At 59.7% G+C, this 14,194-nt stretch carries 14 protein-coding genes; 6 read left to right on the top strand and 8 right to left on the bottom strand.

Annotated features, from left to right (window positions below; all coding sequences use genetic code 11):
• Window positions 1-63: 63 nt before the first annotated feature.
• The 3 genes from AC3ZU9_RS05460 to AC3ZU9_RS05450 form a co-directional block, all read right to left on the bottom strand.
• The gene (locus AC3ZU9_RS05460) at window positions 64-1,197 is read right to left on the bottom strand and encodes an OpgC family protein (RefSeq protein ID WP_043204851.1); all 1,134 of its coding nucleotides are present in this window, start codon (window positions 1,195-1,197) and stop codon (window positions 64-66) included.
• 215 nt (window positions 1,198-1,412) lie between these two features.
• Window positions 1,413-1,697 (bottom strand): putative quinol monooxygenase, encoded by a 285-nt coding sequence (locus AC3ZU9_RS05455; RefSeq protein WP_102061654.1) that lies wholly within the window; start codon window positions 1,695-1,697, stop codon window positions 1,413-1,415.
• 12 nt (window positions 1,698-1,709) lie between these two features.
• Window positions 1,710-3,329 carry an FMN-binding glutamate synthase family protein gene (locus AC3ZU9_RS05450; protein ID WP_012722446.1) on the bottom strand — a complete coding sequence of 540 codons (1,620 nt, stop codon included), beginning with the start codon at window positions 3,327-3,329 and terminating at the stop codon, window positions 1,710-1,712.
• A 184-nt stretch (window positions 3,330-3,513) separates the two neighbouring features.
• On the opposite strand from AC3ZU9_RS05450, the gene AC3ZU9_RS05445 reads away from it, so the two are divergent.
• The 3 genes from AC3ZU9_RS05445 to AC3ZU9_RS05435 all read left to right on the top strand — a co-directional run bounded on the left by AC3ZU9_RS05445 (window position 3,514) and on the right by AC3ZU9_RS05435 (window position 4,544).
• Entirely contained in the window at window positions 3,514-3,786 is a 273-nt protein-coding gene (locus AC3ZU9_RS05445; protein WP_012722447.1) for a type B 50S ribosomal protein L31, read from the top strand.
• 165 nt (window positions 3,787-3,951) lie between these two features.
• Entirely contained in the window at window positions 3,952-4,230 is a 279-nt protein-coding gene (locus tag AC3ZU9_RS05440) for a type II toxin-antitoxin system RelE/ParE family toxin (RefSeq protein ID WP_490090397.1), read from the top strand.
• 8 nt (window positions 4,231-4,238) lie between these two features.
• Window positions 4,239-4,544: a HigA family addiction module antitoxin gene (locus AC3ZU9_RS05435; protein ID WP_012722449.1), complete on the top strand. Its 306-nt coding sequence runs from the start codon at window positions 4,239-4,241 to the stop codon at window positions 4,542-4,544.
• A gap of 90 nt (window positions 4,545-4,634) precedes the next feature.
• Here the strand turns inward: AC3ZU9_RS05435 and AC3ZU9_RS05430 are convergent, their stop codons facing one another.
• From AC3ZU9_RS05430 to AC3ZU9_RS05415, 4 genes are read right to left on the bottom strand one after another with little or no spacing between them, the layout of a single operon-like run.
• Window positions 4,635-6,014: an ATP-binding protein gene (locus AC3ZU9_RS05430; protein WP_490090396.1), complete on the bottom strand. Its 1,380-nt coding sequence runs from the start codon at window positions 6,012-6,014 to the stop codon at window positions 4,635-4,637.
• Window positions 6,011-7,825 carry a DAHL domain-containing protein gene (locus tag AC3ZU9_RS05425; protein ID WP_490090395.1) on the bottom strand — a complete coding sequence of 605 codons (1,815 nt, stop codon included), beginning with the start codon at window positions 7,823-7,825 and terminating at the stop codon, window positions 6,011-6,013. Before AC3ZU9_RS05425 ends, AC3ZU9_RS05430 begins: the two co-directional genes overlap by 4 nt.
• Before the next feature lie 10 nt (window positions 7,826-7,835).
• Window positions 7,836-8,771, bottom strand: a complete 936-nt coding sequence (locus tag AC3ZU9_RS05420; RefSeq protein ID WP_122809922.1) for a cytochrome-c peroxidase — start codon at window positions 8,769-8,771, stop codon at window positions 7,836-7,838.
• Between the two features lie 54 nt (window positions 8,772-8,825).
• Complete coding sequence (locus AC3ZU9_RS05415) at window positions 8,826-10,700, bottom strand: putative bifunctional diguanylate cyclase/phosphodiesterase (RefSeq protein ID WP_122809921.1); 1,875 nt, start codon at window positions 10,698-10,700, stop codon at window positions 8,826-8,828.
• A 218-nt stretch (window positions 10,701-10,918) separates the two neighbouring features.
• On the opposite strand from AC3ZU9_RS05415, the gene nosR reads away from it, so the two are divergent.
• Genes nosR through AC3ZU9_RS05400 form a run of 3 tightly spaced genes read left to right on the top strand, consistent with a single transcriptional unit; the run spans window position 10,919 to window position 13,169 of the window.
• Window positions 10,919-12,244 (top strand): response regulator c-di-GMP phosphodiesterase, NosR family, encoded by a 1,326-nt coding sequence (gene nosR / locus AC3ZU9_RS05410; protein WP_102061659.1) that lies wholly within the window; start codon window positions 10,919-10,921, stop codon window positions 12,242-12,244.
• Window positions 12,241-12,657, top strand: a complete 417-nt coding sequence (locus tag AC3ZU9_RS05405; protein ID WP_012722455.1) for an NUDIX hydrolase — start codon at window positions 12,241-12,243, stop codon at window positions 12,655-12,657. The genes nosR and AC3ZU9_RS05405 overlap by 4 nt, the downstream gene beginning before the upstream one ends.
• A gap of 5 nt (window positions 12,658-12,662) precedes the next feature.
• A complete protein-coding gene (locus AC3ZU9_RS05400) occupies window positions 12,663-13,169 on the top strand; it encodes a GNAT family N-acetyltransferase (protein ID WP_093542016.1) in 507 nt (168 codons plus the stop codon).
• A 51-nt stretch (window positions 13,170-13,220) separates the two neighbouring features.
• Here the strand turns inward: AC3ZU9_RS05400 and metR are convergent, their stop codons facing one another.
• A complete protein-coding gene (metR, locus tag AC3ZU9_RS05395) occupies window positions 13,221-14,138 on the bottom strand; it encodes a transcriptional regulator MetR (RefSeq protein WP_012722457.1) in 918 nt (305 codons plus the stop codon).
• Window positions 14,139-14,194: the final 56 nt, after the last annotated feature.

The following is a 14,194-nucleotide window of genomic DNA, read 5'->3' as shown; positions in this document are numbered from 1 at the left end:
GTGTTGGGGCCTTTCACAATGGGTGGAAGGCCAAGGGGACCATGGCGCCTTTGGCGCCTGGGGTTAACTATGTACCTGGGTTGCGGACTTCATGGGCGTGTTCAGGCGCTTGTTGAACTCCAGCCACGCGGCCAGCGTCGCCATCAGCGCAGCGCCGGCCAGGGCGGTGAAAACCTGCATGGTGAAGGCATCGCCAGCCAGGGCGTTGACCATGTCAGCCAGCGGCGCCAGCAACACGCCCAGGCAGAACACTTCCAGCGAATAGCGCCCCATCCGGCAGGTTTGCCGTGCCAGCCAGTTTTGCGTCCAGGCACGCCCCGGCAACAGTTTGGCGGTGACATAGGCCAGGGCCAGGAAGTGCAGTAAACGGACCGGCGACAGGTCGGTCTTGCTGATCGGGTAGAGCAGCTCGCTGAGTGCGGAAGGCATCAACGCGTCATGTACGTCGGGCCAGCGCCAGGCAATCGTGATCACGCAGGCCACCAGCGAATAGACCGCTGCGGTGACGAACAGCGGCTGGCGTAGCAGGGGGCGATCATCCTGCGCCCGTGGCGTTTGCCCGTGAATGGCCGCCGCACCGCCCAGTATGAACAGGAACTGCCAGGTGACCGGGTTGAAGTACCACACACCGTCTGCGATCGCCGCCAGGTTCCACCCCAGGTGCGGCGCCAGCAGGTAAACCGCCATCGATACCGCGACCACCGCCCAGGTCTTGCGCAGGAGCAACGGCAGCACCAACGGCAGGCCGGCCAGCAGCACGATATACAGCGGCAACGGGTCCATCAGGTTCGGCTTGAAGCGCAGCAGCAATTCATCCACCAGGGCTTGCTGCGGGTGTGTGACGAAATGCGTCAGGCCCATCTCCTCTACCAGGTCGCGGGTTTCCACATGGCTGTTGGCGAAGAACACGATACCCATCAGCATCGCCAGCAAAAAGATATGCACCACGTACAGCACCCACGTGCGCCGCAGGATCTTCAAGCAGGCCATCCAGTAGCCTTCGCGCTGCAGGACCTTGCCGTAGGCCAGCACGGACGCGTAGCCAGCAAGAAACACGAAGACTTCAGCCGCGTCGCTGAAGCCGATATTGCGCAGGGTAATCTGGCCAAGGGGATTGTGGGGGACGTGATCCCAGAAAATGAAGATCAACGCCAGGCCCCGAAAAAAATCGATGCGCGGGTCGCGTCCGTTCAGCATGGCAGCGGGCTCTTGAACAAATAGTTTAGTAATGACAGGCGCGTGGCAGGGATGTCGCACGCCGCACGTCGGGCGGGCGCAGGTTGGCGGTATTTGTAAGCAATTGCAAAGCCGGGATATTACTGAATGTCTCTAGATATCCATGATCACTCACACAGCGTGGTAGCCGGCGAATACGCCATGGGCGCTGCCGGCTTGCACGCAATACGAGCGGCCTAGAAAGCATCCATCAGCAGTACACGGCAGGGCTTTGCCTGGTACTCATTGATTTTCGGTACCAGCCGCGTGAAGTGTTCGGTCTGGCAATGGGTATCCAGTGCGTCCTGGTCGGGCCACTGCTCGATAAAGATAAAGTGTCCGGGGTCTTTTTGATCGACATACAGGTCGTAGGCGATACACAGGGGTTCCTGGCGGGTTTTCTCCACCAGTTCGGCGTACCACGGGCGCACGGTGTCCACGTGTTCGGGCTTGATGAAATCTTCGGCGATGACTTTCAACACGGTATCGCTCCCTTACGCTGCCGCCACTTCATGCGGCTCAAAACTGTCCGCTCGCGCCATCTGCCACATGCGCGAATAAAACTCGCCGTTCACCTCGCCCGTCAGCAACTCGCCCGGCTTGAGGAACACATGCAACTGCGAGAACAGCTTGATCTCAGTCGCCGACATGCGCCGCACCAAGTGCTTGGCCGACAGCTGTGACGGATGATCCAGGCCGGCCGCCGCGAGCATTTCCGCCAGCGCCTTGAGCGTGTTGCGGTGGAAGTTGAACACCCGCTGGGCCTTATCCGGCACCACCAGGGCGCGCTGACGCAGTGGGTCTTGGGTGGCGACGCCGGTGGGGCATTTATTGGTGTGACAGCTTTGCGACTGAATACAGCCGATGGCAAACATGAAACCGCGCGCCGAGTTGGCCCAGTCGGCGCCGATGGCCAAGACGCTGGCGATATCGAATGCACTGACGATTTTGCCACTGGCGCCGAGCTTGATCTTGTCGCGCAGGTTCAGGCCCACCAGGGTGTTGTGCACGAACAGCAGGCCCTCACGCAGCGGCACGCCGATATGGTCGGTGAACTCCACGGGCGCGGCGCCGGTGCCGCCTTCCTTGCCGTCGACCACGATAAAGTCCGGGAGGATACCGGTGTCGAGCATGGCCTTGGCGATGCCCATGAATTCCCACGGGTGGCCGAGGCAGAACTTGAAACCCACCGGTTTACCACCGGAGAGTTCACGCAGTTGGGCGATGAACTGCATCAGTTCGATCGGCGTGGAAAATGCGCTGTGGCGCGACGGCGAGATGCAATCCTCGCCCATCATGATGCCGCGGGTGTCGGCAATTTCCCGGGTGACTTTGTGCTTGGGCAGGATCCCGCCATGGCCGGGCTTGGCGCCCTGGCTCATCTTGATTTCGATCATGCGCACTTGTGGGTTTTGTGCCTGCACGGCGAAGCGTTCCGGGTCGAAGCGGCCGTCGCTGGTGCGGCAGCCGAAGTAGCCGCTGCCCAGTTCCCAGGTCAGGTCGCCGCCGTGTTCGCGGTGGTAAGGGCTGATGCTGCCTTCACCGGTGTCGTGGGCAAAGTTACCCAGCTTGGCACCCTGATTGAGCGCGCGGATGGCGTTGGCGCTCAACGAGCCAAAACTCATCGCCGAGATGTTGAACACCGACGCCGAGTAGGGCTGCGTGCACTGTGGGCCGCCGACCATCACGCGAAACGCGTTGGGGTCGCTCAGGGGCGCGGGACGCATGGAGTGGCCGATGAATTCGAAGCCCGACTGGTACACGTCGATCAGGGTGCCGAAGGGTTTGTCCGCTGTTTCGTTCTTGGCGCGCGAATACACCAGCGAGCGCTGGGACCGCGAGAAGGGCAGGGCATCGCTGTCGGACTCAAGCAGGTATTGGCGGATTTCCGGGCGAATGGCTTCCACCAGGTAACGGATATTGCCCAGGATCGGGTAATTGCGGCGCACGGCGTGGGGGCTTTGCAGCAGGTCGAAAATGCCAATCAGGCTCAACACGCCGGTGACCAGGGTGATCGGCCATAGCCATTCATGATGGATAAAAGGGAGGCTGGCGAGGGTGAAAATGACGCACACGGCAAAGAAGGCGTAACGGCTCAGTAACGACAGGCTCATACGGTTTTTTCCTCAGGTTCAACGCTACAGGTCGATCCGCCATTCTGCGCCTGTAGGGAAAGCCGGGACAACCGATAAGGGCATTGAGCTGGGGCTTGTCCTTATTGCAATCGGTTCTCGTTTGGGTGCATTATTTGCGTTATTGTATAACACATTGAATCCACCCAGACGCCCAGGAGGCCTTATGAAAGCTGGTATCCATCCCGACTACCGTACCGTGTTGTTCCACGACACCGCCGCCGACGTGTTCTTCCTGATCGGCTCCACCGCTGACAGCGACCGCACCCATGTACATAGCGACGGCAACACCTACCCGTACATCCCGCTGGACGTCTCCAGCGCCTCGCACCCGATCTACACCGGCCAGCAGCGCAAGACTCAGGTTGAAGGCCGGATTGCCGGTTTCAACAAGCGGTTTGCATCGTTTGGCTCCGGTGCGAAGAAAGCTGAGGAGTGAGGGACTCACCTTTCACCTCAAAGGCCGCTGCCGCTCCCGGAGCGGCTTTTTTTGACTATTGTCGACCGCTCGTCGCAACCCCTCAGTGGCTATTCAACTGCCAGTTGAATATCCCGAAAACCAATGTAGAGTTAGTCGTTAACGCATAACGTTAAGCATTAAAAGATGATAAGAAGCTTTAAATGCGCTGATACCAGAACCCTTTTTGAAACCGGTCGAACGCGTCGTTGGTCAGCCATCCTTTCAGTGGCGGAACGAAAGTTGGGCATGCTGGATGCTGCGGTTGAACTCACCGACCTGCGTTCGCCGCCGGGAAACCGATTGGAACAGCTATATGGTGACCGCGAGGGGCAACATAGCATACGAATCAATGGTCAATTCCGAATCTGTTTCATCTGGGGGCCAAATGGTCCGGAAAACGTTGAAATTGTGGATTACCACTGAGGTGAATCATGTTTAAGAATGGCATGCGTCCCGTACACCCTGGGGAAATTCTCAAGGAAGAGTACTTAGAACCGCTGGGCCTTACCGCCGCTGCTCTCGCAAGGGCGCTGCATGTTTCCGCGCCTACGGTCAATGACATCGTATTGATGCGCCGCAGCATCAGCGCGGATGTCGCGTTACGTTTGGCTGCTGCCTTTGAAACATCCGCGCAATTCTGGCTGAACCTGCAGACTGCCTATGATCTGCGCACAGCGGAAATCACCAAGGGTGCTCAGATTTACAAGGAAGTCGAAAAAGTTGCGCATTGCGCATGATGTTGTACTTGGTGCATTAAAAACCCGGCAAATAGCCGGGTTTTTAATGCTGATCGTTTCGTGGGGTTGTTTAACCCTCTCTATACAGCCCTACGCCGCCGTTTGCCGTATCGGCAACACCACCCGAAAGGTCGTTCCCTTGCCCACCTCGCTGCTGACGGAGATGTTGCCATGGTGTTTCTTGATGATGCCGTAGGAGAGTGACAACCCCAGCCCGGTGCCTTCGCCCACCGGCTTGGTGGTAAAGAACGGGTCGAAGATCTTCTGCACGGTTTCGGGTGTAATCCCACAGCCGTTGTCCGCCACTTCCAGCCAGATATTCTCGCCTTCCACACCGTTGCTGATGGTAATGATGCCGCGTTCCGGCCCCATGGCTTGTGCGGCGTTGATCACCAGGTTCATCACCACCTGGTTGAGCTGCGAGGCCAGGCATTCGATTTCCGGCAGTGGGTTGTAGTGTTTGACCACATCGGCCTTGTACTTGAGTTCACTGGCGACGATGTTCAGCGTCGAATCGATGCCCTGTTGCAGGTTCGCGAATTGCCAGGTCTGGTCGTTGTCGACACGGGAGAAGTTCTTCAGGTCCTTGACGATCTGCACCACGCGGCCGATGCCTTCCTTGGACTCCCGGATAAGAATCGGAATGTCTTCCTTGAGAAAATCCAGCTCCAGGCCGGTTCGCAGGACTTTGAGTTGATCGCGCGGTTCTTGCGGGGCAATCAGTTCTTCGGCGCTTTGATAGGCATCGAGCATCTGTTGCAGCTGGTTGAAGTAGCTGTCCAGGGTGCTGAGGTTGGATGAGATAAAACCCACCGGGTTGTTGATTTCATGGGCCACACCCGCCGCGAGTTGGCCAAGCGAAGCGAGTTTTTCCGACTGCACCAGTTGGCTTTCCAGGTGCTTGCGTTCGTCGATTTCCAGTTGCAGCGCCTGGGTGCGTTGTTCCACCAACTGCTCCAGGTGAGTGGTTTGCAGCGTGGCGCGACGGGCCATGTCCCATTTATTGGCCAGGGTATTGGCCATTTGCTGGACTTCAATGTTATCGAACGGTTTTTTCAGGATCAGCAAGCGATCATGGCCATTCAGGCGGTCCAGCAGGTCTTCCCAGGAATAGTCCGAGTACGCGGTGCACACCACCACCTGCAGGTCGGGGGCGACTTTCCAGAGTTCCTCTATCGTTTTTGCACCGTCCCAGCCCTGGGGCATACGCATGTCGACGAACGCCAGGGCATAGGGCTGCTGCTGTGCCATCGCCGAGATGAGTAATTGCAGGCCTTCTTCTCCGCCGTAAGCTGAGTGCAGCTCGAAGACCGGAGCCTTGGCTTTGACCGTAGCGCCAAACAGTGCTGACTCCATCTCATCCAGCACTTGGTTGGAATCAACCACGGGCATCAGGATCTTGCGGAAGTCGTCGTGAATCGACGGCGTGTCATCAATCAGCAGGATGCGTCGGTTAGGGGGCTTGTTCATGCGGGACTTCCGGCAAGGGTCAGAGGAATGGTCAAGGTAAATACCGCGCCCCGGCCCGGCCCGTCGCTGTGGGCGGTGAGCTGGCCATTCATCTCCACAGCGGCCAGGGCGCAGCTGTGCAGGCCAAAGCCGTGGCCTTCCTTGCGGGTGGTAAAACCGTGGGTAAAGATGCGGGTCATGTTTTCGGCCGGTATGCCTTCGCCATCGTCCTTCACGCTGATCTGCAGGGTATCGTCATCCCTCTGCTCGACCCTGAGGGTCATCTGCCGTGGCCGGTCGCTGAGGTTGGACATGGCATATTTGGCGTTGCTGATCAGGTTGACCATGATCAACAGCAACCGGTGTTTGTCTGCCAGGATTTCCGGCACCTGGGCGTAGTGCTTGACCACTGTCACATTGTGGCGGCTCAGCGCACCAGCATTCATCCGCAAGGCATCTTCCATCAACACGCTGATATGCACCGGCTCCAGCAGCGTTGACGCCCCGGCATAGGATTGCTGGGTGGAGACGATGTCCTTGATGTGGTCGACGCTTTTGCTCAGTTGCGCCAGTTCGTCGGTCATGCCTTGCTGCTCGACGGCAATCGCCTCCACCAGTTGGTTCAGGTAGCCGGGCAGCAACTTACCCTTTTCATCCTGAGTCAGGAAGGTACCCAGGTCCCCCTGGTGTTCGTTGATCAACTGCATGGCCTTGCCCAGGCCCTGGGCCTTGCTGCTGCGTAATTTGCGCGCAACCATGTCGGCGGAAATGTTCACGCTGTTAAGCACGTTGCCGACGTTGTGCAGCACGTTGGTAGCGATCTCCGCCATGCCGGCCTGACGGGCGCTGTCGAGTAACTCACTCTGGGCATCCTTGAGCTGCTGCGTGCGCCGCTCCACGCGTTGCTCCAGGGTTTCATTGGCGGCCTGCAAGGCCCGATTGACGCGGTTGATCTCGGCAAAGCTGCGCAACAGGCGCACGGCCAGGTACAGCAGCAAAACCACCAGCAGGGTGGCGAACACCAGCAGGTAACGGTGGTACTTCTGGTCGACGAGGTCGGCCGTCTGTTGATCCTGGTTGAGGTAATTGGTCAGCTCATCCAGGCGGTCGGCCACGGGAATGGCTGCAATCCGTTCGAGCAAATTATTGACCAGCGGTTGTTCGCGCAAAATCAGCTCGATGTGCTTGCTCAGGATCTCAACCGGTGCCTGGAACTCGGTTGGCAACTGTTCCTTGTTCACCGCCAGCTTGCCCAGGCCCACCAGGATATCGGCGGCACGCTCGTCGCTGGTGACCTGGGCGAACTCCAGGCTGCTGAGCAGCAGGTCGTAGGTGTCGGTGGCGACGCTTTGCAATTGCCGCCTGCCGTCCTCGTCATAACGGCTGAACTGGGCCTGGATATCGTCTTCGGCGGTCGGCAAGAAGGCCAGGGAGTTGCGCAGCACCGCGTTGTGGGATTTGAACTGATCCACCAACCGGGCTTTTTCCTGGATCGCCGCCTGGTAACCCTCCAGGGTGGCTTGCCAGCGGGACAGGTCTTCTGGGGCGTGATAGGTGGGGTGACTCTGCAGAACTGCCCACAGCCGCGTCATTTCCCGCAGGGGGGTAACCAGAGGGTCGTAGTTGTGCGTGACGGCGATCCTGGCCTTGAGCACCTCGCTGTCCCATTGCGCATTGAGTTGCTGCAGTTGGCGGATCAGTTCGCGGGACTGGGTGTAAGTGGCCGTCTGATCGCGGGACGACTTCACGTACAGAAACACCAGGATCGAGGCCAGCAGCAGCGTCATCAGGCTGAGGAGAAACTGGCTGGTAAGGCGGCGAGAAAGGGTCATGAGAGTTGGCTCATAGCGGCTTGCCTGCCCATTCGCCGGTCAGGGTCTTGAGAAACTGCACGATCAGCGCCTTGTCTTCGGCGGAGGGCGTGCGGCCCAGTTGGTAGATGAACATCACATCCACCGCTTCTTCCAGTGTTTTGGCCGACGCGTCGTGAAAATACGGCGCGGTGACCGCCACGTTGCGCAGGCTGGGCACTTTGAACACATGGCGATCTTCCTCGTCCTGGGTCAGCAGGTAGCGCCCCAGGTCCGATTCGACCGGGTTGCCGCGCGCCTTGAAGTAGTCCCCCATCACGCCGAACTTCTGGAACATATTGCCGCCGATATTGATGCCCTGGTGGCAGGCGATACAGCCGTACTCCTTGAAGCGCTGGTAGCCGTACTTTTCCTGGATCGTGAGGATATCGGTATTGCCCAACAGGTATTGGTCGAACCGCGAGTTGGGGGTCAGCAGCGTTCGCTCATAAGTGGCCAGCGCATTTTGCACGTTGGCGGCGGTGACGCCGTCGGGGTACGACTGGCTGAAAGCGGCCTGGTAAGCGGGCAGGGCGGACAGGTTCTGCACCACGGTTTTCCAGTCGCTGCCCATCTCCACCGGGCTGATGACCACTTGTTCGATCTGCGCTTCCAGCGTGTCCACCCGGCCGTTCCAGAACTGCTTGAAATTCTGGCTGGCGTTAAACACCGTGGGCGTGTTGATCTCCACCGGGTGGCCATCGAAGCCAATGGAGAACGGTTTGTCATCGGCACCGCCGATGTCCAGTCGATGGCAACTGGCGCAGGACAAGGTGTTATTGGCCGACAGCCGCGGCTCGTTGAACAGCTGGCGGCCCAGTTCGACTTTGGCCGGGTCCAGGGTCGGCGCCGCCGGCAACGGCTTGAGCGGCTCGTCCAACGGGGCGGCCATCAAGGGCGCTGCCGTGACCAGCCAACACGTGAACATCAGGCCAATTCGAGTAGTTGAGACTGCGCTCAAACGAGCACTCCTTGCGTTCGGCTATTGATCGGGCATCAGGGGCGCGGAGCCCACTTGCAGTAACTGGGCGAAATCCTTTGAAGGTACAGCCTTACTGAACAGATGGCCTTGGCCTTCTTCACATTGCTGGGTTTGCAGGAACTTCAGTTGCTCCAGCGTCTCCACCCCTTCGGCGATGATGCTCAACCGCAGGCTCTTGCCCATGCCGATGATAGCGCTGATCAACTGTTCGTCTTGGTTATTCACATTCAGGCCTTGCACAAAAGACTGATCGATTTTCAGCACGTCAATGGGGAAGCGTCGCAGGTAGCTGAGGCTGGAGTAACCGGTGCCGAAATCATCCAGGGCCAGGCGTACGCCCATGGCTTTGATCTTGTTCAGCCTCTCAACGGTGTCGTCGACATTTTGCATCAACACGCTTTCGGTGATCTCCAACTCCAGTCGGTCGGGCGGCAGGCCGCTTTGCTTCAGGATCGCGGCCAGGTTGTCGACAAAATCCCGCTGGCGGAAGTCAATCGCCGAGATATTCACCGAGATGCACAGCGAGGGCAGGCCCATCACGCGCCACGCCTGTGCCTGCTGGCAGGCTTCGCGCAGTACCCATTGGGTCAGGCGCACGATCAGGCCACTGTCCTCAGCCACGGGAATGAAATCCACGGGGCTGACCCACCCTGAGCGGGGTTGAAACCAACGTATCAGGGCTTCTGCTCCTACGATCCGCCCGGATTTCAGGTCCAGCTTCGGTTGGTAGTGCAGCACAAACTCATCGCGCTCCAAGGCCTGGCGGATCGCACTTTCCAGGTTTTGCTGATGCTGGGCGCGCAGGTTCATGGCGTCGGTATAAAAGCTGAAACTGTCGGGGCCGCGCTCTTTACTGGTGTGCATGGCCGTTTCAGCGTGTTTGATCAACTCCACCGCGGTGCCGCTGTCATTGGGGTAAATGCTGATGCCCAGGCTGGCCGTGATGCTCAGGTCATGCCCCGCGACGTGGCGAGTCGCGCTGATGGCCTTGAGGAGTTTCTGGGCAACGCCCTGGGTCTGCTGGGGGTGCTGGATATCGTTGAGCACGATCACGAACGCGTCGGAGCCGTAGCGGAACACCGAGTCCGACTCACGCACCGCCGCCACCAGGCTTTGGCTGACCTGCTGCAGCACCTCGTCGCCTACCGGATAGCCCAGGGCATTGTTGATGCGCTTGAAACGGTCCAGTCCGATGAACATGACCGCCAGTTGGGTGTCATGCCGACGGCCCAAGGCCATGGCCTGGGTCAGCCGGTCGCCCAGCAGCGTACTGTTGGGCAATTCGGTCAGCGCGTCGTACTGCAGCAGGTGCGAGACTTTCAGCAGTTCCTGCACACGTTCTTCAACGGTGCGCTCCAGGCTGCTCACTTTGAGCGCGACGTCCTGGGCCAGCTGCCACTTCCACGTCAAGGCGCTGGCCATCTGGCGGATTTCCAGGTTGTCGAAGGGCTTTTTGAGGATCAGCAGCTGGTCGTTGTATTTCAATCGCGCTTCGATGGCCTCGAAGGAGTAGTCGGAATACGCCGTGCACAGGGCAATCTGCAGGTTGGGGTCGGCATTCCAGAGGGCTTCGATGGTTTGCAAGCCATCCCAACCCGGCGGCATGCGCATGTCGAGGAACGCCATGGCATAGGGAGCGCCGGCGGCGAGTGCCTTGTGGACCAGGGCCAGGGCTTCCTCACCCTGGTAGGCGGAGTCCAGCTCAAACACCTGGCGCACTTTGGCCGGGGTGCCGAACAGGGTGTGCTCAAGGGTGTCCAGCGAGGGCTGGGCGTCTGCGTCGGCACAGAGGATCTTGCGAAAGTCCTGGTGGATGGAGGCAGTGTCATCGACGATCAGAATACGACGGTTGGCCTTGACTGAATCCGGGGTCATACGGCGCACAGCGATGGCAAAAGGTGCGACTGCATAATGACTTCTTCCCTGGTTGCACGTCTGAGCGGGTTGCCAGCGGCTATGAGAGCATAGTCGAGCTCCCTTGATATCGACGGCCAGTTGGCGTCAAATCAACCCCACGCCTTAAGCGAGGGAAGACGGCTTGGGACAAGGGCTCAATGTAGCTCAATTTTGTTTAATTTGAAGGCGCAGTCGGCATGGATGAACAACTCGCGAAGCTTTCCACCGAAAAACCCACCATTTTGTTGGTCGACGATGAAGAGTCGATCCTCAATAGCCTGCGCCGTTTGTTGCGCGGCCAGCCCTACGATGTGCTGCTCGCCGGCAGCGGTGCCCAGGCCCTGGAAATCATGGCGGCGCAGCCCATCGACCTGGTCATGAGCGATGCGCGCATGCCGGGCATGGACGGGGCCACGCTGTTGGCCAAGGTGCACGATGTGTATCCCGCCACCAGCCGCATCCTGCTGACCGGGTATGCCGACCTCCCGACGATCATCAAGGCGATCAACGAAGGCCAGATCCACCGTTACATCGGCAAACCCTGGAATGACGATGAACTGAAGCTGATCCTGCAGCAGGCCCTGGAACATCAGCGCCTGGAGCGCCTGACCCAGGTGCAGAACGAGCAGCTCAAGGTACTCAATGCGACCCTTGAAAAGCGCGTGGAGTCGCGCACCGGTGAGCTGCAGCAGACCGCCGACATGCTTGACCTGGCCTACGAAGAACTCAAGCGCAGCTACGTGACGGGCACCGAGGTGTTTTCGCTGTTGGCCAACTTGCGCCTGCCCAAGGACAAGCAGACCAACCGCCAGTTGATCGACCTGATCCGGGTGTACTGCAACGCCCAGGCCATGGACGAGGTCAGCACGCGCGACCTGACCATGGCCGCCGCGCTCTACAACATCGGCAAACTCAGCTGGACCGACAGCATGATGACCGCCCCGGCCGATAGGCTGCACAGCACTGACCGCGATCTGTACCGCGCCTATCCGACGCAGAGCGAGTCGCTGCTGATGACGCTGGAGCCGATGAAGGATGCGGCGCGGATCATTCGTCACCACCAGGAACGCTATGACGGCAGCGGCTTTCCCGATCACCTCAAGGAGGAGGCGATCCCGTTCGGTTCACGCCTGCTGAAACTGGCGGTGGATTTCATCGAGTTGCAGAAAGGCCTGATCCTTGAGCGGCAGATGAACAGTGATGAAGCGCTGCTCTACATCCAGAAGTATGCCGGGCGCCTTTACGACCCAAGCCTGGTCGACGATTTTATTCAGGCCTGCGCCAAGTTCCTCAGTGATGTGACGCTGGGCGATCCCACCGTCAAGGTCCTGACCACCCGTGAACTGGCGGACGGCATGGTCCTGGCGCGTAACCTCAATGCCGATAACGGTATGTTGCTGCTCAACGCCGGCAAGGTGCTGAACCTGCCGCTGGTGGACAAGCTCATTGCGTTCGAGGCAATGGAAGGCGCGAAATACGCCATTTTTATCAAAGTACCCGAAGAGACCGCGAACCTTTCATGAGCACCTCTACTATCCGCATCGCCGCCGCCCTCCTGATCGGCAGCGACGGCCAAACATTGCTTGTACGCAAGCGTGGCACCCAAGCGTTCATGCAGCCTGGTGGCAAGATCGACGCCGGCGAGCAACCTGCCGAGGCCCTGGCCCGCGAGCTGCACGAAGAGCTGAACCTGTGCATCGACCCCAGCCAAGCCCTCTACCTCGGCAACTTCAGCGCACCCGCGGTCAACGAGCCGGGCTTTACCGTCGAAGCTGAGTTGTTCCAGGTACGCATCGATGTGCCGGTCACCCCCGCTGCTGAAATCGAAGAGGTACGCTGGATCGATCCTGCCGGTGATGGCGGCTTGCACTTGGCGCCGTTGACACGCGACCTGATCCTGCCGTTTTACCGTGCGTCACTGACCGCAACGGCCTGAAGCCTATGATCATCCGTGCACTGGGGGCCCACGACGCCGAGGCTTATCGGGCCTTGATGCTGGAGGCGTACGGCGCCTATCCGCAGGCATTCACCTCCAGCGTGGCCGAGCGGGCGGCGATGCCATTGAGCTGGTGGCAAAAGCGCCTCGACAACCCACTGGATCGGCTGTTGGGCGGTTTCGACGGCGATGAACTGGCGGGTATTGTCGGTCTGGCGTACGAGCCACGCGAGAAGGCGCGGCACAAGGTGACCCTGTTCGGTATGTACGTGACCGGGGCCTATCAGCAAAGAGGCCTGGGCCTGCGGTTAGTCGAGGCAGCCCTGGATGAAGCGCGCCGACATCCGCGCTTGAAAGTGATCCAGCTGACCGTCACCGCCGGTAATGACGCCGCGTTTGCGCTGTACCAGCGCTGTGGGTTCACTCAATACGGTCTGGAACCGCTGGCGGTGCGGGTGGGCGTGGATTACTTCGATAAAATCCACATGTGGCGCGAACTGAAAGACCAGTGATACGCCCTGTGGGAGGGGGAAAGCCCCCTTCCACCGGTTGAGCTGAGCCTTTCAACGCACCGCGCTGACCCCATCCAAGGTGGAAAACGAGGTGTCCTTCGCGGTCAGCAGAAAGTCGCGCATATACGGCGCGTCCAGCATGTCCGCGCGAATCCCTGCATACAGCGTCGCAAACAAACCCTTCTCACCCAGCCGCTTGGCTTTCACGTAGCCGCGCGAGCTGTATTCATGCAGCGCCCAGTGAGGCATGCCGCACACGCCACGGCCGCTGGCCACCAGTTGCATCATCATCACCGTCAGTTCCGAGGTGCGCACCTGAGCCGGCTCAACGTCGGCCGGTTCGAGGAAGCGAGTGAAGATGTCCAGGCGGTCGCGCTCCACCGGGTAGGTGATCAGGGTTTCGGTCAGCAGGTCTTGCGGCACGATGTAGGCCTTGTTCGCCAGCGCGTGCTGGTTGGCCACGGCGAGCATGGCTTCATAGGTGAACAGCGGCACATAGGTAATGCCTGGCAGTTCCAGCGGGTCGGACGTCACCACCAAGTCCAGGTCACCACGGGCCAACGCCGGCAGCGGCGCGAAGGCAAAGCCCGAGGCCAGGTCCAGCTCGACTTCCGGCCAGGCATCGCGGAACTGGTCGATGGTCGGCATCAGCCACTGAAAGCAGCTGTGGCACTCGATGGCCATGTGCAAACGCCCGGCGGTGCCGCCGGCCAAGCGTGCAATGTCGCGCTCGGCGCCGCGCAGCAGCGGCAGGGTGGCGTCGGCCAGTTGCAGCAAGCGCAGGCCGGCGCTGGTGAAGCGCAGCGGCTTGGTCTTGCGCACGAACAACGGCATGCCCAGGCGTTCCTCCAGTTCCTTGAACTGATGAGAAAGCGCCGATTGAGTCAGGTGCAGGCGTTCAGCGGCTTCGACCAGGCTGTCGGCTTCGCGCAAGGCGTGCAGGGTCTTGAGGTGGCGGATCTCTAGCACGGGTTATCCATGAGTAAATTTGATGTTTGAGAGGGAATGGTTGAATTTGTCTCATG

Source organism: Pseudomonas sp. A39, from assembly GCF_058145955.1.
This window is presented reverse-complemented; position numbering and strand designations above follow the sequence as displayed.

What these genes read in the sequence shown, in the direction of transcription:
- AC3ZU9_RS05405 (WP_012722455.1), top strand. Translation starts at nt 12,241, where the DNA reads ATGAGCACCTCTACTATCCGCATCGCCGCCGCCCTCCTGATCGGCAGC.
- AC3ZU9_RS05425 (WP_490090395.1), bottom strand. Translation starts at nt 7,825, where the DNA reads ATGACCCTTTCTCGCCGCCTTACCAGCCAGTTTCTCCTCAGCCTGATG.
- nosR (WP_102061659.1), top strand. Translation starts at nt 10,919, where the DNA reads ATGGATGAACAACTCGCGAAGCTTTCCACCGAAAAACCCACCATTTTG.
- AC3ZU9_RS05445 (WP_012722447.1), top strand. Translation starts at nt 3,514, where the DNA reads ATGAAAGCTGGTATCCATCCCGACTACCGTACCGTGTTGTTCCACGAC.
- AC3ZU9_RS05435 (WP_012722449.1), top strand. Translation starts at nt 4,239, where the DNA reads ATGTTTAAGAATGGCATGCGTCCCGTACACCCTGGGGAAATTCTCAAG.
- AC3ZU9_RS05420 (WP_122809922.1), bottom strand. Translation starts at nt 8,771, where the DNA reads ATGTTCACGTGTTGGCTGGTCACGGCAGCGCCCTTGATGGCCGCCCCG.
- AC3ZU9_RS05440 (WP_490090397.1), top strand. Translation starts at nt 3,952, where the DNA reads ATGATAAGAAGCTTTAAATGCGCTGATACCAGAACCCTTTTTGAAACC.
- AC3ZU9_RS05450 (WP_012722446.1), bottom strand. Translation starts at nt 3,329, where the DNA reads ATGAGCCTGTCGTTACTGAGCCGTTACGCCTTCTTTGCCGTGTGCGTC.
- AC3ZU9_RS05460 (WP_043204851.1), bottom strand. Translation starts at nt 1,197, where the DNA reads ATGCTGAACGGACGCGACCCGCGCATCGATTTTTTTCGGGGCCTGGCG.
- AC3ZU9_RS05430 (WP_490090396.1), bottom strand. Translation starts at nt 6,014, where the DNA reads ATGAACAAGCCCCCTAACCGACGCATCCTGCTGATTGATGACACGCCG.
- AC3ZU9_RS05415 (WP_122809921.1), bottom strand. Translation starts at nt 10,700, where the DNA reads ATGACCCCGGATTCAGTCAAGGCCAACCGTCGTATTCTGATCGTCGAT.
- AC3ZU9_RS05400 (WP_093542016.1), top strand. Translation starts at nt 12,663, where the DNA reads ATGATCATCCGTGCACTGGGGGCCCACGACGCCGAGGCTTATCGGGCC.